Origin of the sequence: Rhodophyticola sp. CCM32 (assembly GCF_004751985.1) — a bacterium.
Taxonomy (GTDB): domain Bacteria; phylum Pseudomonadota; class Alphaproteobacteria; order Rhodobacterales; family Rhodobacteraceae; genus Rhodophyticola.
Window position 1 is genome coordinate 3,021,670 of record NZ_CP038492.1, and the last position, 16,612, is coordinate 3,038,281.

The 16,612-nt window shown below is 60.4% G+C and carries 16 protein-coding genes, 1 tRNA gene and 2 pseudogenes; 7 read left to right on the forward strand and 12 right to left on the reverse strand.

Annotated elements, in window-relative coordinates:
• The first annotated feature begins 277 nt into the window (after positions 1–277).
• Positions 278–541 (forward strand): hypothetical protein, encoded by a 264-nt coding sequence (locus E2K80_RS14660; protein WP_135375666.1) that lies wholly within the window; start codon positions 278–280, stop codon positions 539–541.
• Between the two features lie 350 nt (positions 542–891).
• Here the strand turns inward: E2K80_RS14660 and E2K80_RS14665 are convergent, their stop codons facing one another.
• From E2K80_RS14665 to E2K80_RS14680, 3 genes are all read right to left on the reverse strand, one after another.
• Entirely contained in the window at positions 892–1,803 is a 912-nt protein-coding gene (locus tag E2K80_RS14665) for a hypothetical protein (protein ID WP_135375667.1), read from the reverse strand.
• A gap of 662 nt (positions 1,804–2,465) precedes the next feature.
• Positions 2,466–2,541: transfer RNA gene (locus E2K80_RS14675), tRNA-Thr, on the reverse strand.
• A gap of 80 nt (positions 2,542–2,621) precedes the next feature.
• A complete protein-coding gene (locus E2K80_RS14680) occupies positions 2,622–3,968 on the reverse strand; it encodes a cupin domain-containing protein (protein ID WP_135375669.1) in 1,347 nt (448 codons plus the stop codon).
• A 264-nt stretch (positions 3,969–4,232) separates the two neighbouring features.
• Here E2K80_RS14680 and E2K80_RS14685 point away from each other — a divergent pair, with 264 nt between their 5' ends.
• Positions 4,233–4,439 carry a hypothetical protein gene (locus tag E2K80_RS14685; RefSeq protein ID WP_135375670.1) on the forward strand — a complete coding sequence of 69 codons (207 nt, stop codon included), beginning with the start codon at positions 4,233–4,235 and terminating at the stop codon, positions 4,437–4,439.
• 235 nt (positions 4,440–4,674) lie between these two features.
• Here the strand turns inward: E2K80_RS14685 and E2K80_RS14690 are convergent, their stop codons facing one another.
• Both E2K80_RS14690 and E2K80_RS14695 read right to left on the reverse strand, forming a co-directional pair.
• Positions 4,675–5,379 carry a winged helix-turn-helix domain-containing protein gene (locus E2K80_RS14690; protein ID WP_135375671.1) on the reverse strand — a complete coding sequence of 235 codons (705 nt, stop codon included), beginning with the start codon at positions 5,377–5,379 and terminating at the stop codon, positions 4,675–4,677.
• Positions 5,351–5,644 carry a hypothetical protein gene (locus E2K80_RS14695; RefSeq protein WP_135375672.1) on the reverse strand — a complete coding sequence of 98 codons (294 nt, stop codon included), beginning with the start codon at positions 5,642–5,644 and terminating at the stop codon, positions 5,351–5,353. The genes E2K80_RS14690 and E2K80_RS14695 overlap by 29 nt, the downstream gene beginning before the upstream one ends.
• Before the next feature lie 175 nt (positions 5,645–5,819).
• Between E2K80_RS14695 and E2K80_RS14700 the strand changes: the two genes are divergently transcribed.
• The 3 genes from E2K80_RS14700 (at position 5,820) to E2K80_RS14710 (ending at position 8,188) form a co-directional block, all read left to right on the forward strand.
• Positions 5,820–6,263 carry a hypothetical protein gene (locus E2K80_RS14700; protein ID WP_135375673.1) on the forward strand — a complete coding sequence of 148 codons (444 nt, stop codon included), beginning with the start codon at positions 5,820–5,822 and terminating at the stop codon, positions 6,261–6,263.
• A 102-nt stretch (positions 6,264–6,365) separates the two neighbouring features.
• A complete protein-coding gene (locus E2K80_RS14705) occupies positions 6,366–6,989 on the forward strand; it encodes a ribonuclease HII (RefSeq protein WP_135375674.1) in 624 nt (207 codons plus the stop codon).
• A gap of 92 nt (positions 6,990–7,081) precedes the next feature.
• On the forward strand, positions 7,082–8,188 hold the full coding sequence (locus tag E2K80_RS14710; RefSeq protein WP_135375675.1) for a site-specific DNA-methyltransferase: 1,107 nt from the start codon (positions 7,082–7,084) through the stop codon (positions 8,186–8,188).
• A 127-nt stretch (positions 8,189–8,315) separates the two neighbouring features.
• Here E2K80_RS14710 and E2K80_RS14715 read toward each other — a convergent pair.
• Both E2K80_RS14715 and mutY read right to left on the reverse strand, forming a co-directional pair.
• A pseudogene (locus E2K80_RS14715) lies at positions 8,316–9,448 on the reverse strand (alkane 1-monooxygenase).
• A gap of 54 nt (positions 9,449–9,502) precedes the next feature.
• Complete coding sequence (gene mutY, locus E2K80_RS14720; protein WP_135375676.1) at positions 9,503–10,555, reverse strand: A/G-specific adenine glycosylase; 1,053 nt, start codon at positions 10,553–10,555, stop codon at positions 9,503–9,505.
• Between the two features lie 90 nt (positions 10,556–10,645).
• Between mutY and E2K80_RS14725 the strand changes: the two genes are divergently transcribed.
• Together E2K80_RS14725 and E2K80_RS14730 are read left to right on the forward strand one after the other, a co-directional pair.
• Positions 10,646–11,167: a DUF721 domain-containing protein gene (locus tag E2K80_RS14725; RefSeq protein ID WP_135375677.1), complete on the forward strand. Its 522-nt coding sequence runs from the start codon at positions 10,646–10,648 to the stop codon at positions 11,165–11,167.
• An 11-nt stretch (positions 11,168–11,178) separates the two neighbouring features.
• Positions 11,179–11,850: a DsbA family protein gene (locus tag E2K80_RS14730; protein ID WP_135375678.1), complete on the forward strand. Its 672-nt coding sequence runs from the start codon at positions 11,179–11,181 to the stop codon at positions 11,848–11,850.
• A 12-nt stretch (positions 11,851–11,862) separates the two neighbouring features.
• Here the strand turns inward: E2K80_RS14730 and lpxK are convergent, their stop codons facing one another.
• From lpxK to E2K80_RS14755, 5 genes and pseudogenes are all read right to left on the reverse strand, one after another.
• The gene (lpxK, locus tag E2K80_RS14735; RefSeq protein ID WP_135375679.1) at positions 11,863–12,855 is read right to left on the reverse strand and encodes a tetraacyldisaccharide 4'-kinase; all 993 of its coding nucleotides are present in this window, start codon (positions 12,853–12,855) and stop codon (positions 11,863–11,865) included.
• A complete protein-coding gene (locus E2K80_RS14740; RefSeq protein WP_135375680.1) occupies positions 12,855–14,162 on the reverse strand; it encodes a 3-deoxy-D-manno-octulosonic acid transferase in 1,308 nt (435 codons plus the stop codon). The genes lpxK and E2K80_RS14740 overlap by 1 nt, the downstream gene beginning before the upstream one ends.
• 6 nt (positions 14,163–14,168) lie before the next feature.
• A complete protein-coding gene (locus tag E2K80_RS14745; protein ID WP_135375681.1) occupies positions 14,169–14,411 on the reverse strand; it encodes a DUF4170 domain-containing protein in 243 nt (80 codons plus the stop codon).
• A gap of 64 nt (positions 14,412–14,475) precedes the next feature.
• Positions 14,476–15,264: a 3'(2'),5'-bisphosphate nucleotidase CysQ gene (locus E2K80_RS14750; protein WP_135375682.1), complete on the reverse strand. Its 789-nt coding sequence runs from the start codon at positions 15,262–15,264 to the stop codon at positions 14,476–14,478.
• Positions 15,251–16,596 (reverse strand): annotated as a pseudogene (locus tag E2K80_RS14755) (TldD/PmbA family protein). Before E2K80_RS14755 ends, E2K80_RS14750 begins: the two are co-directional and overlap by 14 nt.
• Positions 16,597–16,612 lie beyond the last annotated feature (16 nt).

The following is a 16,612-nucleotide window of genomic DNA, read 5'->3' on the forward strand; positions in this document are numbered from 1 at the left end:
ATATGTGCGAGTGTGGCACAATTTCACCTTCCCCTAGGTAAACCTCTGTAAACAATGATCTTTTGATTTTCAGTTGGCATGAATCGAGGCCCCAATATTTGGGATTTACCAAGAAAAGCCGCATTTCCCCTGAAAATTGTTGAAAAGTTAACACAATTTTGGCACATTCCTGAACGGTGGAGACTTCGAGGGAAGCGGGGCCGTTCTGGCTTCGATCACACTGGAGGTTCAGGGAGCCGGAAACCGGCGTCTGGATATAGATTTAGGAATAATTTGAATGAAACATAAAACGAGCGTCATCTCTGCCCTGGCTGTCCTTACGGCTCAGGCAGGAATCCCCACAACAGCACTTGCGCAGGATGCTGCAGGCCTTGAACAGGCTTGCCAGGGCGTGATGCAGATCGAAGATCGTGCAGCGCTTCAGGATGAACTTTCCGCGCTGTTGGGATCTGACCCCAATAACCAGTGCATTACTCTAATTGTATCGCTGCTTGGCGAAGGTCCTCTGGCTGAGGTTGTGGACCGTACATTCCCCTACTGATCTGCTGAAGACAGAGGCGTGATACGGTGATAGTGCCGTGTCGGCCCTGTCGGTTCAGAAAATATACGTCTGAGAGGCTTGCCTCTCAAAACCATGACATACCTGCGCCTTCCCCGGTCAATTCAGGACCTGAAGGCGCAGGTATTTTCTTTGTCGGGGGGTATGTGCTGAGCATTCGGCCAGCCGGGTGGTTGCGCGCAATATGACCTGTTTCAGGGTGAACCCGAAAAGCTATTGAGTATGGCCTGAAGGATATAGAATCCGACCGCCCCCTGAATGCGTCATATTACGTAAACGCTGTTTCAGGGGGCGGTCGAACACTTGTCTCAGATCATCAGACGCCTGTGGTCTTAATCAAGCGCCTCAAGCCAATCCACTGACCGTCCTGGCAGTCTGGGCGCGCTAAGCAGACGTCCGTTCCGCCAGCTCTCCCGCGGGGTATCTGCTCCAAAAAGAATCCTAAGGCCGATGCCAGCGGTCACATCCGCCAGGTCGATATTGCCGGCGCTGATCTTATAAAAATCGCGACGCACAAAATATGTAAGGGACAACGGTGCCTCGGTTGGAAGCCGGGTCTCCCCTGACAGCCCGACCGAGTAGAAATCGCCAGAGTCAGTGCCTCCATCAAGATATTCATTTGTCTGAGCCCGTTCGAGATCAAGGCTGATCGCTGTACTGTCAACGGGAAACCATGTAACGCCCGCACGAATAAATGTTCCGTCAATGAACCCTTCTGGGTCGGCCATCGCCTGATCAGGCGGAAGTGCGACGCTGTCACCGATGCCAGCCTGACCGAATAGCATGAAACTATCCCCGATGAAGTACTGCGCCTCAAGCCCACCATAAACCGTTTCGTAAGACTCTTTTTGCAGGTCGTCTCCGAATAAGCGCGACCGGGAATAGGCCGCGAAGCCACCCAACCTGAAATCCGGTGTGATTGCATGAGAATAGTGAAGTGACAAACGCAGTTCCCGTTCCGGAAAATCCTCGTCGAAATTCACGGCGTTTTCATCCCATTCTGCGTAGCTGTAATAGCCTGTTGCACCCAGGATGCCGTTCTCAAAGATCGGAAAGGCGTACTGACCTTCCAGAACGATTGGCAAATAGGATTGCTGGCTGTCCGGAGAGCGCGTCTCGGTGATATTACTGAAGTTCAGTTGCGTCCCAACAAATCCGACCGGTTCCTCAAATACTTGTGCTGTCGCGCCGGTCGTGGTGACAGAAACCAACAAAAAAGAGTGAAATATTGCAGATTTTGACATCGGGTTATGTCTCCCAAACATTATGTGGTGACAGCATCTTTACCACAAGATGTAGTGTAGTACACAAAAGTTAACAATTGTTAAGATTTTTGCACCATGTTGATGCATTTACATCTATCGCCCTGCACGCAGCGGGCAGAGGCACTGTCTGTAACCGGGAAACCCCAATATCTAGTTAAGCTGAGCGCGCAGGCGAACTCTCAGGTTCTCGGATATATCCGGCAGGTGAAACCGATCCCGCGTGACAAGCTGGAGAGGGACCTTGGCGAGACCTTCAAGGATCTGGAGCCAATGCTGGGCCTGATCGCCATCGCAACGCGCATACGATAAAAACGAGAACTCACCCTGCGCTTCCTCTCAAGCCCTTGGAAAATTTGGGAAAGCGTCCACGTCCACACCCGGCGTCTGGTGCTGAAACTGGCCTTCATGGAACCCATCCAACACCACCTGTTTGAGGGAGCTTGAGCATCGTCCATGTAATCTGCAACGCACATGCATTTCGTGGAGGGCATCGCCCGCCCCGTGGGGGCGGCTCAGACGCCGCCCGGCGGTGCCGCCGGGCGGGAGCATGGTGCGGGGTGATTCAGGATTTCAGGCCGAAGCTATAGAACTCCGCCAATCTCCAAGCCGTTAAGAGGTGTTGGGACCTTGGATTTGAGAAATGGTGCCGCATGAGGGACTTGAACCCCCGACCCATCGCTTACGAAGCGATTGCTCTACCAGCTGAGCTAATGCGGCGACGCCGGGCTTGCCTGTAAACGCAGTCTGCCGTTCGGGCAAGCCCCCAATCGTTAAATGCGCGCCCATAACCCGATCTGTCAGTGCACCATCATAAGCCCTTCGCGAACCAGGCGTTTGACCAGCACCAGGTTCCCATCCTCATCCAGATTGCCGGCCATATCCCCCGGTTTGAAAGATGGGGTTGTCAGGGCGTAGCGCAGGGCCTCTTCCGCATGGGCGGGCAGTGTTATTTCCGAGCCATGGCAGAGGATGCTGACCATCGGGTCCTTGCCGTCTGAACCGTCCAGCACGGCGATATCATAAACCAGATGCGGGCGGGCACCGACAAGGCTGTCAGCGGTCAGGCCGGAGAGTTTGGCAAGCTGTGCCATCTGGCCCTGCACGCGCGGCACGCGGTTCGAGATGAAATCCTGTTTGAACCCGCCAAGCAGGGGCTGGAAGGGGGCGGTTTCTGCCAGCCGGGTCATCAGGTCCCGAAAGGTCTGTTCAAACCGGGCCGCATCGAAACCGGGGGCCGCATAGCCAGGTGGCAGGGCATGACGGAAGGTTGCGTCTTTATGGGCCATCACATTCACCGCCTCGGCCATCAGATCGGCCCAGGTCTGCACCATGATCCCGGTTGTGATATGCAAAGAGGTCTGATCTGTCGCCACCGCGTCATGGGCAACACCCCGGGGGATATAGCACATATCACCCGGCTCCAGGGTGAACCTGTCTGTTTCCTCGCCAATGGGCACATCATGAGGGTTGAACCCCTGCGAGTTCATCGGCAATTCGACCGGGGTGTCATAGATCCGCCATTCCTTGGTGCCCTCGATCTGGAGAACCAGCACATCATGGCTGTCATAATGGGGGTTGAACCCCTGGGACTGGGTCGGGGTCATGTAGATATTGGTCTGCACCCGGCTGGAAATGACGTTTTCCAAAGCGCGGCAAAACTGGCCCAGTTGCGGCAACCGGTCATGCAGACCTGACAGGATCACCGTGGCGCCGTCATCGAACAATCGGGCCACGCGCACCGGGTCGATATAGCCGCTGTCATAGCTGTAATCGCCGGGCTGAATGGTGTGGACCCCGTGGGCGCCACCGCCATGGGCATCTGCATCCGTATCGGAAGCGGTATCCCGGTCAGGGGCGCTGTCGCTGTCAGTTGCCTTCGGGGCCGTATCACTATCGGTGGCCGGGGCGGTGTCATGATCGGTGCCGTGGCCATGACCGCCCGATTTGGTCACGGTAATCTCGGGGCTGTAAAGCCCCATGGTTGTGACCACATGGTCGATCTGCGCGAATGACAGAAGACTGGCGTAGTAATCCGGCTGGCCGCGCTTTACGACCATATGTTTCTTTTCGAAGATATTGGTGAAGAACTCGTCGCGGGACAGGGGCGAAATGGCCCAGTCAAATCCGAAATCCGTTTGTGTCATCTGGGTCCTCTTCGGGGCCTGGCTTTGCAACTGGGAACAGTCAGACCATGCCAGCCCGGGTTAGGCAATGCCCCAGGGATCAGGACAGAACCATCGTCATTGACGCAACTGCAAGGGGTGCCTTACGGTCTGGCGCAGGCAGCAATTGAGCTACCGCTTTGAGAGTATGGAGAGACATTTATGTCCGAGACGTGTAAAAAAATATCGAAGAGTCTTACAGATACTGAGATCTGCACCGCGCGCGCTACAGGGCGTCGGGGGTTTTTGGGCCTCATGGTTGTGGGTGGTGCGGCTGTGACGGTTGTCGGCTCGGCCAATCAGGCGCAGGCCGCAGATGCGGATAACGGCCAATGGACAGATAGTGGCAGTTGCCCGAGGGGCAGCGGCGGTGTGTTCACCGGTGTGACCGATGCGGATAATGGCGCCATGACCGATCAGGGCGGTTATGGCCGGGGCGCGCCTTACTGCTGAACCTGTATTTTAGAGCCTCGGCCTGAAATCCTGCACCACCCTGCACCATGCTCCCGCCCGGCGGCACCGCCGGGCAGCGCCGCACCGCCCCCCCCTCGGTTCGGGCGATGCCCTCCACGAAATGCATGTGCGTTGCAGATTACATGGACGATGCTATAGATGCGTTTCCTGAAAGGCGTGGCTGTGCAAGCCGCGTCTTTTCCACGTTTGGCAGGTCCTGGTTTCAGGGGGCTTTTCAGACCATGCGGATCACGTCTTTGTCGATGGCCAGCATATACCCCCGCCGGGCGATGTTTTTCACCAGCAACTCGCTGACCATCTGATTGCCAAGCGTGTCGCGCAGGCGCTTGATGCGGGTGGCCCCTGCCGCCTCTTCACAATCCACGGCGGATTTGCCGGAAACCATGGCCTCGATCTCTGCCCCGGACAGCACATCGTCATCCATCCGTGCCTCGGCCAGCACCGACAGGGTTTCCATCGCCGCATCGGTCAGCTTGAATTCCATATTGTTCAGCAGAACCACCCGTTCCTCACGGCTGAGGATGAGTGAGGAGACCTGAATGCCTGAGCGTTCAATCTCTCCCATCCGGCGGTTCAGTGCGATGATGGTGACAAGAAACACCAGACAGGCGATCAGAAGTGCCGTGGCGAAGACCAGAAGCACGAAGATGATTGCCCGATAGCTGGTCAGAACCTCAGAAAAACTGGTGCCGGACTGGGCCAGCACTTCCAGCAGACGGATTGATTCACCGGATGTCAGCGCATCGTTTTCCACAAAGATCCGTTCCACCCGTTCGTTGAACGCATTGGCATCCGGCAGGTTCACAAACAGCAGAATCACCGCGCCCAGAAGGATCACGACGATGGCGGCGATGCCGATCTGAACCACCCGCGTGCCGGTGGCGCGGGTGTCAGAAGCGGAGGTAGAATTGCCCTGCATCGCCTCTCCTTCCATCCAGACCGGTGTCATCGAAGATCGACATCACTTCCAGCAATTCCCAACCGCCTGCGGCAACGCGCGGCGCGATAACGCCAAAGGCAACCCCGGCATCGCAGGCCGTATCTGGCAGCGCGATCACCCCGTAATGCAGCCTGAGCGGGTTATCCATCTTGGCTTTGTAATCCGCATAACAGGCGGCATGCAGTGGCGTGGTGGCCAGCGTCAGGGCAAGGGCAAACCCGAGTGTATGAAAAGCGTGTCTCATAAAGGCACGATGGGGGAAACCGGGCCGTTATTCAATAACCGCAAGGGCTTGGACCCAGGGTTATCGGATAGCGCCGCGCCGTTATTGAGCGACGTCAGCACCAGGGGGCAGGATTGGGTTATCGCGTTTCACATCACGAACGCTTCACCCAGCCAAAGACCACCCGGAGGATACCATGTTGAGAGTTCTGCCAAAAACATTCACCGCAGCGGCCCTGTCGCTGGCCCTTGCCCTGACAGGGGTGGCCGCAACCCCGACCACCGCGCGCGCCGATAGCGAAGATGCCGCCGCAGTGATTGCAGGCATCATTGCCCTTTACGCGATTGGCCGCGCGGTTGACCGGCGCAATGACCGACGAGACGAACGGGCGGCAGTTGTCCCGCCACGCCCGCACCACAACGCCCGTGTCGCGCCGGCACGCTGTTTCCGCGAGTTGAACACGCGCAACGGTCAGGTCCGTGGATATGGCGCGCGCTGCATGCAGAACCATGTGCGCCGCCCGGGCCTGTTGCCGCCGCAATGTATCCGCCAGGTTCAGACCCATCGCGGCAACCGCAATCTCTATCGAGGGCGCTGCCTTGTGCGCAACGGGTGGGAGCGGGAGGCAGGATTTAACTAACCCCTGATCCACAAAGGGATCGAGCAGTGAGGCAGGCGGCGGCGGTGTGAAAGCATCGCCGCCTTTGCTTGTACCGGCGCGCATGACATGGTTTCTGACCCCATGGGTGATGGACCGGATTACAGTCATGAGGCAGCCCTTGGCGGGGTGATCGCCGGGGTTGATGAGGTGGGGCGCGGCCCGCTGGCAGGGCCGGTGACGGCGGCGGCGGTGGTGCTGGATGCCACGCGCATCCCTGACGGGCTGAACGATTCCAAGAAACTGTCTGCGCCCCGGCGGGAGGTCTTGTTCGGCAGGCTGCATGATCTGGCCGATGTGTCGCTTGGCTGGGCAAGTATCGAAGAGATCGAGGCGTTGAACATACGCGGTGCATCATTACTGGCGATGCGCCGCGCGGTGGAGGGGCTGGCGCGGTCGCCGGACCATGCCCTGATTGACGGAAATGCCGTGCCGCCGGGCCTGGCCTGCCCGGCCACGGCTTTGGTGAAGGGGGATGCGCGATCAGTCTCGATCGCGGCGGCGTCAATTGTGGCGAAAGTGGCGCGGGATCGTGTGATGGTGGCGCTGGCGCAACAGCATCCGGGCTATGGGTGGGAACGCAATGCCGGCTATGGCACGGCTGAGCATCTGGCTGCTTTGAAAACCCTTGGTGTAACCCCTGCTCATAGACGTTCTTTCAGGCCCGTCCACAATATCTTGTATCAAGAGAAATCAGTAACCCGCTGATTCAAAAAAGAAATTGACGGCGAATCACCTTTGACTCATCCTTGTGGATAGAAAAACAACGCCCATCAGAGGCGCCTATCACCGAGGCAGAGATGACCACAAAGACCAAACCCACGGAGGCGAAAGCGCTTCCGCTGAATACAATTCTGTCCGGCGACTGCATCGAGAGGATGAACAGTCTGCCCGAGGCGTCAGTTGATCTGATCTTTGCGGACCCGCCCTATAACCTTCAGCTCAAGGGTGATCTGCACCGGCCCAATAACAGCCGGGTGGATGCGGTGGATGATGCCTGGGACCAGTTCGACAGTTTCGCGGTTTACGACGCATTCACCCGCGCCTGGCTGAAAGCGGCGCAGCGGTTGCTGAAACCCCATGGGGCGATCTGGGTCATCGGCAGTTATCACAATATCTTCCGGGTCGGCGCCGCGCTTCAGGATCAGGGGTATTGGATTCTGAACGATGTGGTGTGGCGCAAATCGAACCCGATGCCGAATTTCCGGGGCAAACGCCTGACCAATGCCCATGAAACGATGATCTGGGCCAGCAAATCCGAAGCGGCGAAATACACCTTCAATTACGAGGCGCTGAAGGCGCTGAACGAGGGTATCCAGATGCGCAGCGACTGGGTGCTGCCGATCTGCAATGGTGGCGAACGTCTGAAGGATGAAAAGGGCGACAAGGCCCATCCGACGCAAAAGCCCGAGGCACTGCTGCACCGGGTGCTGGTGGCCTCGACCAATCCCGGCGATGTGGTGCTGGACCCGTTCTTCGGCACCGGCACAACCGGGGCTGTGGCCAAGAAACTGGGCCGCGATTTCATCGGGATCGAACGCGAAGCGAAATATCGCAAGATTGCCGAGGCGCGGATTTCCAAAACGCGGAAGTTCGATCGCGCGTCTTTGGAGGTGAGCCAAAGCAAACGGGCCGAGCCGCGCGTGCCCTTCGGCCAGGTGGTGGAGCGTGGGCTTCTCAACCCCGGTGAGGAACTGACCAGCCTGAATGGCCGGCATAGTGCCCGCATCCGGGCCGATGGCACGCTGGTGGCGCTGGATACCAAAGGGTCAATCCATCAGGTGGGCGCAAGGCTGGAAGGCGCGCCAAGCTGCAATGGCTGGACCTATTGGCATTTCCGGCGCGAGGGCAAGACCGTGCCGATCGACATCCTGCGCCAGCAGATCCGCGCCGAGATGCAAGGCTGACGCCGGTTACAGACTTTCGGCCCATTTCAAAGAATACCGCCCGTGCCTGCGGCCCCCTTGGGGTCTGGCACGACCCTTGCCCCGCCGGTCCTGGGGACTGGCGGGGTTTTTTCATGGCCTGCAGGCGCTATCGCGGCGCCGGGTGGAGCGCTTTGTTATAGGCATGCCAGTCGGTGATTTCGGGGTAATACATCTGCCGCCATTTGCGGACGCGCGGGTTCATGACGCGTTTCCAGAGCGGCGGGATCATCGCTGCCGCCGTCATCACTGAATAGCCATAGGGAAGTTGCGGCGCCTCGGCCTCGGTATAGTTTTGCAGCAGCGGGAACCGCCGGTCGGGTTTATAATGGTGATCCGAATGGCGTTGCAGATTGATCAGCAGCCAGTTGGAGGCTTTGTAGGCCGCATTCCAGCTGTGGCGGGGCAGAACATGTTCATATTTGCCATCGCCCAGATGTTTGCGGGTCAGGCCGTAATGTTCCACATAATTGGTCAGTTCAAGCTGCCAGATCGCAATCACGGCCTGAAAGATGAACAGGCCAAGGCCCGCAACCCCGCCGATGGCGAAGGCGAGAGCCAGAAAACCGGCCTGCAAGGCCCAATAGCGCCAGAACGGGTTTGAAATATCCGTCCAGGACAGGCCCTTGCGGGCCAGCATCGCCTGTTCGGCACGGAAGGCCGAGGCCCAGCACTGGCGCAGCACCCGGGGAAGAAACGGTGAAACCCTTCATTATAGCGGGCGGTGACCGGGTCACGCCGGGTGCCCACATAGCGGTGATGGACCAGCAGATGTTCCGACCGGAAATGGGAATAAAGCACAGAGGCCAGAAGCAGATCAGCCAGCCAGCGTTCTGTCTTGTTGGTCTGATGCATCAGCTCATGGCTGTAATTGATGCCGATCGTGCCGGTGATGATGCCAACGCCGAAAAACAGCAGGATTTTTTCCAACCCGTTCAGATGGGTGCTGTGTGAAACATACCAGAGCGCGCCGAAGATGACGCCGATTTGCAGCGGTGCCCAGATCAGCGTGACAAGGCGATACCAGAAAAGCTGATCCTCGCCGGTCTCCGGGTCTGCGTTTTCAAGGTTAAGGCCGATCACCGCGTCCAGCATCGAAAACAGCCACCAGGTGGACAGGGGCATAAGCAGAAGCCAGAGCCCGCCCTGATGCGCGACAAAGGCGATCAACGGGATCAGGCCAAGCGACAGCCAGAAAGGCAGGGCGTTGTGCAGTTTGGCAATTCTGGCGGCGGGGATCATGGCAGCGCTCTCCACGAAAGAATGGGGACAGTCTGGCCCAGATTGAGGCTAATTTCAATCGAGCATGGCCACTTTCGACGCAAAGTCAAAGGCTTTGCGCATCACTGTCGGCAGGTCCGAGGGCCGAAAGCGCGCAAGGGGCAGGAACTGGCCGCGTTCGGGCCGGGCGTCTTGCGGCACATGGGCCAGCCTCAGCGACAGGCGCAGGTGGAAATGGGTGAAGGTATGGCGCACCTCGGCGCCGGGGTCGTGCCATCGGGCCTCCATCGGCGGTGTTTCCTGTGGTGCGGTTTCGGCCCAGTCACTGCCGGGCCAGCCCAGCATGCCCCCCAGAAGCCCCTTGTCGGGGCGGGTTTCCAGCAGCCAGGCACCATCATCGCGCCGGGCGAGATAGACAATGCCTTGACGGGTGGGTTTGGGTTTTCTGGGGGTTTTCTTCGGCAGATCAGCGGCGATGCCTTGTGCGCGGGCCTGACACGGGTCGCGCAGCGGGCAGAGGCCGCAGGCAGGGTTGCGCGGGGTGCAGATCGTGGCGCCAAGATCCATGACCGCCTGGGCATAATCGCCGGGCCGGACCCGTGGGGTCAGCCTGCCAGCCAGCGCTTTCAGCTTTGGTTTGGCCGCCGGCAGCGGGGTTTCAACCGCGAACAGGCGGGCCATGACCCGTTCCACATTGCCATCCATCACCGTGGCCGGGCGGTCAAAGGCAATCGACGCGATGGCGGCGGCGGTATAGGGGCCGATGCCGGGCAGGAGCAACAGCGCCTCTTCACTGTCGGGAAACCGGCCATTCAGATCATGGGCCACCACACGTGCGCATTTCAGCAGGTTGCGGGCGCGGGCATAATAGCCAAGACCGGCCCATTCCCCCATGACATGGGCGTCTTCGGCGGCGGCAAGATCGGTGACACCGGGCCAGAGCATGGTGAACCGCTCAAAATAGGATTTCACCGCCGCAACGGTGGTTTGCTGCAACATGACTTCAGACAGCCAGACGCGATACGGGTCTGGTTGTATGGCCGCGCCGGGCGGCTCGCGCCAGGGAAGATTGCGGGCATGGATGTCATACCAGTCCAGCAATGCTGTATTTTTGTCTTCATCACGCAAGGTTTATTTGCCCGCTCGCCTGCTTGTTATTGGATGACATCTGGCCCAGAGATACATTGATCGGCAACCAAGGAAAGCCCGAGTACAATAATGTCTTCCACTCCGCCCAATTCCCGGCCCCGCCGGGGCCGTGGTTTTCAGCCCGCAAGCCGGCTGATTGCCGCGCAATTGCGCGGACCGTTCGAAAAGCGCGGATTTTCCGAGACCAAGCTGTTGACCCATTGGGCCGGGATTGTGGGCGACGAGATCGCGCAGATCGCCCAGCCTGTGAAAATCCGCTATGGCAGGCGCGATGGGTTGGGGGGCACTTTGGTTCTGTTGACAACGGGGGCCCATGCCCCGGTGCTGGAGATGCAGAAAGAGCAGATCAGGGACCGGGTGAATGCCTGTTACGGCTATCGCGCCGTGACCCGGGTGCAGATCACCCAGACCGCGCCCACGGGATTTGCCGAGGGCCGGGTGGCATTCGCGGCCAGACCGAAAGCCGCAGCCCGGCCATCGCCTGAGATTGACGCCGCTGCCGAGGCCGCGACTGAAGCAGTGGACAGCCCGGAACTGAAAGCGGCGCTGACCCGGCTGGCGCGGAATATTTTGCAACATTCGAAATCTTGAAGGAGCGATTGATGAAGCGCAGGACCATTTTGACCGGCATTGGGGCCGCAGGCCTTGCCGTTGGCGGTACGGCTTTGGTTGCGCCCTGGCAGGCCCGGCAGGCCCCGCTTTTGCCACCGATAGGTGCGGCGGGCGCGCAGGCGACCGAAGCGCCGGAAGTGGTGGAAATGGTGCTGGGCGATGCGGATGCGCCGGTGACGGTGATCGAATATGCCTCTTTCACCTGCCACCATTGTGCGTCTTTCCACCAGACGGTTCTGCCCCTGATCAAGGAAAACTATATCGACACCGGCAAGGTGCGCTTCATCTATCGCGAGGTCTATTTCGACCGGTTCGGCCTTTGGGCCGGAATGATGGCGCGTTGCGCCGGTGAAGACCGGTATTTCGCCGTGGTTGACCGGCTTTATGAAACGCAGCGTGACTGGGTGCAGGGCGAACCGGCCACAGTGGCCGAAAACCTGCGCCGGATCGGGCGTTCCGTCGGTCTGGGCGAGGCCGAGCTGGAGGCCTGCCTGAGCGATGGCGATATGGCCCAGGCCCTGATCAACTGGTATGAAGGCAATCAGGCCGAAGACAATATTTCCGGCACGCCCAGCTTCATCATCAACGGGGAGCTGCACAGCAATATGAACTATCCTGATTTTGCCGAGATACTGGATGCGCAGGTGGCCGCTGCTGAATAAAGCGCCGCGCCCTCAAACCTGTATCCCCAGGACCCGATCCAATGCCGCGTCGAGAGCTGCGGCATTGTCAAACTCCAGCCGCACGGGAACCGTCATCACAGCCTGACGGAAACCTTTGGGCAGGCGGACGGCGTCTTTCTCCGTGGTGACCAATTGTGCGCCAAGGCGTTTCGCCTCTTTCTGCAGGCGTGTCATCAGGGTCTCTGTCAGCGGCTGATGGTCTGAAAGCGCTTCGACGCGGACAAGATCGGCCCCCATCGCGCGGAGCGTGGCAAAGAACTTTTCAGGATGGCCGATACCGGCAAAGGCCAGAACCGGCAGGCCGGTCAGGGGCAGGCCGGTGGGAAGTGGGACAAGTCTGGCCGTCAGATGTGGCAGGGTCACGGCCTGCCCCCAGGTGTCGGCAAACCCTGTTTGCGCCTCTTCCGGGCCAATCGACAGAAGCAGATCGGCGCGGGCAAACCCGGTGGCGACGGGTTCACGCAGGGGGCCCGCGGGGATGACCTTGCCATTGCCGAACCCGTGGGCGGCATCAACAACGATCAGTGAAAGGTCATGGGCAAGCGTGGGGTTCTGAAACCCGTCATCCAGCAGGATCAGATCAGCCCCGGCATTGACTGCGGCGCGCGCCCCGGCCCTGCGGTCCTTGGCGACCCAGGTGGGCAGGAAGGCGGCCAGCAACAGGGGTTCATCCCCGGTCTGGCCTGCATGGTGGCCGGTTTCCGAGACCTGAACAGGGCCGTCCAACGCGCCGCCATAGCCTGTGCTGACCACATGAGGGTTGCGGTCTCTGGCTTTGAGGCACTCAGCCAAAGCGATCACTGTCGGGGTTTTCCCGGTGCCACCCGCATTCAGATTGCCGACGCAGATCACGGGCACACCCACAGTATCGCGCGGGCCGGTGCGCAGCCGCCGCGCGGTGGCGGCAGCATAAAGCGCCGCGAGGGGAGACAGAAGCGCCGCGCGCAGCCCGGGCGGCTGGTGCCAGAAACCCGGGGCCTGCATCAGGTGGGTCCCGGCAGTCTGCGGGACGGGGCGTCATCAAGGGTGCTGAGCAGCAGGTCCACGGCCATATCCGTGACACCCGCGCCGGAGGAAGAGACCTCCCAGGCGGCATTGGCCATGGCGGCGGCGTAATCGGGGTTCATCAGGTCATTGACGGCCACGGCCAGACTGTCAGGAGCGGATACCAGACGGGCCGCCCGGGATTCGGTCAGCCGTTGATAGATATCGACGAAATTGGTGACATAGGGCCCGTGCAGAATGGCAGACCCCAAAGCGGCGGGTTCAAACGGGTTATGCCCGCCGATCGGTTCCAGTGACCCGCCGACAAAACTGATCGGGGCAATGCGATACCACAGGCCCAGTTCCCCCATCGTGTCGGCCAGATAAACCTGGGTATCCGCATCGGGCAGTTCATCCGCCGTGCGGCGCATATAGCTCCAATCGCCCCGCTGAAGCAGATCGGCCAGCGCATCGCCCCGTTCGGGGTGGCGCGGCACAAGGATCAGCAACAGGCGGGGGTTGCCGCGCAGGGCAAGATTGTGGGCCTCAAGCACCTTTTTCTCTTCACCCTCATGGGTGGAGGCCGCAAGCCAGACCGGGCGCCCCGACAGGCGCGCGGCGATGCGTTCCCGCTCAGCCTCTTCATAGGGCAGGGCGGCGGCGCCTTCCTTCAGGGTGCCCGCGATCTCAAGGCGTTGGCCCGGCAGGCCCAGATTGCGCAGATAATTGGCGGTGGTGACATCCTGAACATGGGCGAAATCGAACCGGTCCAGCAGGCTGCGGGCCATGCCGCGCAGAAACCGCCATTTGTCATGACTGGCCTTGGACATCCGCGCGTTGATCAGCAGCATCGGAATGGCGCGGGTATGGGTTTCGGTGATCAGGGCGGGCCAAAGCTCGCTTTCGGTCCAGACCGCAAGATCGGGTTTCCAGAAATCAAGGAAACGGCGGACAAAGGGCAGCGCATCCAGCGGCGCGTATTGGTGAAATGCGCCTTCGGGCAGGCGGCTGTCCATCACTTTGGCCGAGGTGACGGTGCCGGTGGTGACCAGCACCGAGATCTCGGGCCGCTCTTCTATCAGGCGGCGGATCAGCTCCAGCAGCGCCAGAGATTCACCCACACTGGCGGCGTGAAACCAGATCAGGGGCGTATCGGGACGCGCCCGTGACGCGAAACCGCGACGTTCATCCAGCCGGGCCTCATCTTCCTTGTCGATTTTCAGGCGTTGCGCCAGTTTGCGTTCGGCAAAGGCTTCGGCGCGGGCTGCGAAAAACAGATATCCGGCAAGGGCGAGGGATGTACCCAATGTGGATTATCCCAGTTCTTCGGTGGGGGACGCTTCGGTTTCTTCGTCCCGAAGGCGGTGAATATGGGCAATGAAATAGCGCATATGCGCGTCATCCACCGTGCGCTGTGCCTCAGATTTCCATGCAGCATAGGCGCTGGCATAATCAGGGAACATGCCGACCATATGGATGTCATCGGCATCTTTGAATTCGTTTTTGGTGGGGTCTTTCAACTCTCCACCGAAGACAAGATGCAAGCGTTGGGTCATGGGGTCCCGGCCTTGTGTTAAGGGTTTCGCGTTGCTGCGCAACCTACGGATATGGGGTTTCACGTCAAGCTGTGAGGGTGAGCCGTGCAAGTAATTTGTGGTGCAGCCTGGGGGCAGCGGCCAGAATGCCGGGCAATTGCGGCAGAGGGTTGTTGAAGTGAAGCGCCGCACCCGTTCGGGTGCTGACCGCAGCACCGGCTTCGGCGGCGATCAAAGCCCCGGCGGCGATGTCCCATTCCCAGCTGTCGCGAAGCGTGATCATCCCGTCAAACCGGCCCTGACCGACCAGCGCAAGACGATAGGCCAGTGATGAGCGGAAATGCGGTTCAACCGGGGGCACCCCGCCGGGCCAGCGCGCGGGCGCAAGATTGACTTTGGTGGTCAGGATGGCGGCCTGATGTTCCTTTTCACGGGCAGAGGCTTCAAGCGGGGTTCCATTCAGGGTTGCACCCTGACCAAGGGCGGCGGCGAAAAGCTGCTCCTTGACCGGCAGGTAGACAACGGCGGCGGTGATCTGCCCCTGATCCGAGATCGCGAGGGAATGGGCGAAATTGCGCGATCCGTCGATAAAGGCGCGGGTGCCGTCAATCGGATCGACAATGAAGGTTCTGCGCCGGGACAGGCGGGTGGCCGTGTCGGGCGTTTCCTCCGATAGCCAGCCATAATCCGGGCGCGCGGCACTCAGCGTGGTCCGCAACATCTCATCAACTTCCAGATCGGCAGCTGTGACCGGGCCCTCGCCATCCGGTTTGTCCCAGACCTTCGGGTCTGATTTCCAGTGTTTCGCGGCGATCCTGCCGGCGTCTTCGGCGGCGGTGATCAGCAGGGTCAGGTCGCTTTCAGGCCCCGGCAATCGTCAGCCCCTCGACCAATAGTGAGGGCACGACACGGGACAGATGCGCGCGGGCATCATTGGCGGGCACGATGCGGCGCAGCATCTCGCGCAGATTGCCCGCCACCGTGCATTCATTGACCGCATAGGTGATCTGCCCGTTTTCGACCCAGAAGCCCGAGGCACCGCGGGAATAATCCCCGGTGGTGGGGTTGATCGACGCGCCGATCATCGAGGTGATCAGAAGGCCGGTGCCCATCTGGGCCAGCAACGCCTCCTGGCTGAGATCCCCCTGTGTCAGCGCGATATTGCTGACCGAGGGGAAGGCGGCGCCGAAGTGCCGCGCGCGGCATTGCCTGTGGACGGCATGTTCAGCTTGCGCGCCGTCGCAAGGTCCAGGGTCCAGCCGGTGAGCATGCCATCGGCAACAATGTCGCGTTTTGCGGTGGGCAATCCTTCTCCGTCGAAGGGGCGTGATCCGGTGATGCGGGGACGGTGCGGGTCTTCGGTGACGGACAGGCCTTTGGGCAGAACCTGATCGCCCAGCCCATCACGCAACCAGGAACTGCCACGGGCGATGGCGCTGCCATTCGAGGCTTGCAGCAGATGCCCGATGAGGGAGGAGGAAATACGCTCGTCATAGAGCACCGGGAAGGCTCCGGTCGGGGGTTTGCGGGCCCCGGCGCGGGCGATGGTGCGCTCTGCCGCCAGCCGCCCGACCTCTTCAGCGCTGATCATATCCTCCGCATGGCTGCGGCCTTCGCCATAATAATCGCGCTCCATCCCCGTGCCTTCACCGGTGATGGCAACGCAGCCAAGCCCGTGATCGGTGCGGCCATAGCCACCGGCAAACCCGTTTGTGGCGGCCAGATGCATCCGGCGCTGGCCATAGGTGGCGCTGGCGGACTGCACCTGAGAAATGCCTTTGACGGCCAGCGCTGCGGCTTCGGCGCTTAGCGCAGCCTCTTCCAGGGCGGCGGCAGAGGGTTCCGGCGCGGGGTCGATCAGATCCAGGCTGTTGATGTCCCAATTCCGGGCCAGTTGCGCGGGTTCGGCCAGGCCGATGGTCGGATCTTCGGGTGACAGGCGGGCCATGGCAACCGCGCGTTCGGCCATTTCGGCAAGTGTATCGGGGTTGATGTCAGAGGCTGATACGCAGGCCTGACGCGGGCCGGTCATGACGCGCAGGCCGATCTCGATCCCCTCGGCGCGTTCGGCCTGTTCCAGCGTGCCGTTCAGCACATCAATGGATACCGATGTACCCTCCACGGCAATGGCATCGGCGGCTTCGGCTCCGGCCTTGGTGGCTGCGTCCAGAAGGGCGCTGGTCAGATCGGAAAGGGATCGGGTCATGCGGGGTACATATCCT

What these genes read in the sequence shown, in the direction of transcription:
- E2K80_RS14660 (WP_135375666.1), top strand. Translation starts at nt 278, where the DNA reads ATGAAACATAAAACGAGCGTCATCTCTGCCCTGGCTGTCCTTACGGCT.
- E2K80_RS14665 (WP_135375667.1), bottom strand. Translation starts at nt 1,803, where the DNA reads ATGTCAAAATCTGCAATATTTCACTCTTTTTTGTTGGTTTCTGTCACC.
- E2K80_RS14680 (WP_135375669.1), bottom strand. Translation starts at nt 3,968, where the DNA reads ATGACACAAACGGATTTCGGATTTGACTGGGCCATTTCGCCCCTGTCC.
- E2K80_RS14690 (WP_135375671.1), bottom strand. Translation starts at nt 5,379, where the DNA reads ATGCAGGGCAATTCTACCTCCGCTTCTGACACCCGCGCCACCGGCACG.
- E2K80_RS14695 (WP_135375672.1), bottom strand. Translation starts at nt 5,644, where the DNA reads ATGAGACACGCTTTTCATACACTCGGGTTTGCCCTTGCCCTGACGCTG.
- E2K80_RS14700 (WP_135375673.1), top strand. Translation starts at nt 5,820, where the DNA reads ATGTTGAGAGTTCTGCCAAAAACATTCACCGCAGCGGCCCTGTCGCTG.
- E2K80_RS14705 (WP_135375674.1), top strand. Translation starts at nt 6,366, where the DNA reads ATGGGTGATGGACCGGATTACAGTCATGAGGCAGCCCTTGGCGGGGTG.
- E2K80_RS14710 (WP_135375675.1), top strand. Translation starts at nt 7,082, where the DNA reads ATGACCACAAAGACCAAACCCACGGAGGCGAAAGCGCTTCCGCTGAAT.
- E2K80_RS14725 (WP_135375677.1), top strand. Translation starts at nt 10,646, where the DNA reads ATGTCTTCCACTCCGCCCAATTCCCGGCCCCGCCGGGGCCGTGGTTTT.
- E2K80_RS14730 (WP_135375678.1), top strand. Translation starts at nt 11,179, where the DNA reads ATGAAGCGCAGGACCATTTTGACCGGCATTGGGGCCGCAGGCCTTGCC.
- lpxK (WP_135375679.1), bottom strand. Translation starts at nt 12,855, where the DNA reads ATGCAGGCCCCGGGTTTCTGGCACCAGCCGCCCGGGCTGCGCGCGGCG.
- E2K80_RS14745 (WP_135375681.1), bottom strand. Translation starts at nt 14,411, where the DNA reads ATGACCCAACGCTTGCATCTTGTCTTCGGTGGAGAGTTGAAAGACCCC.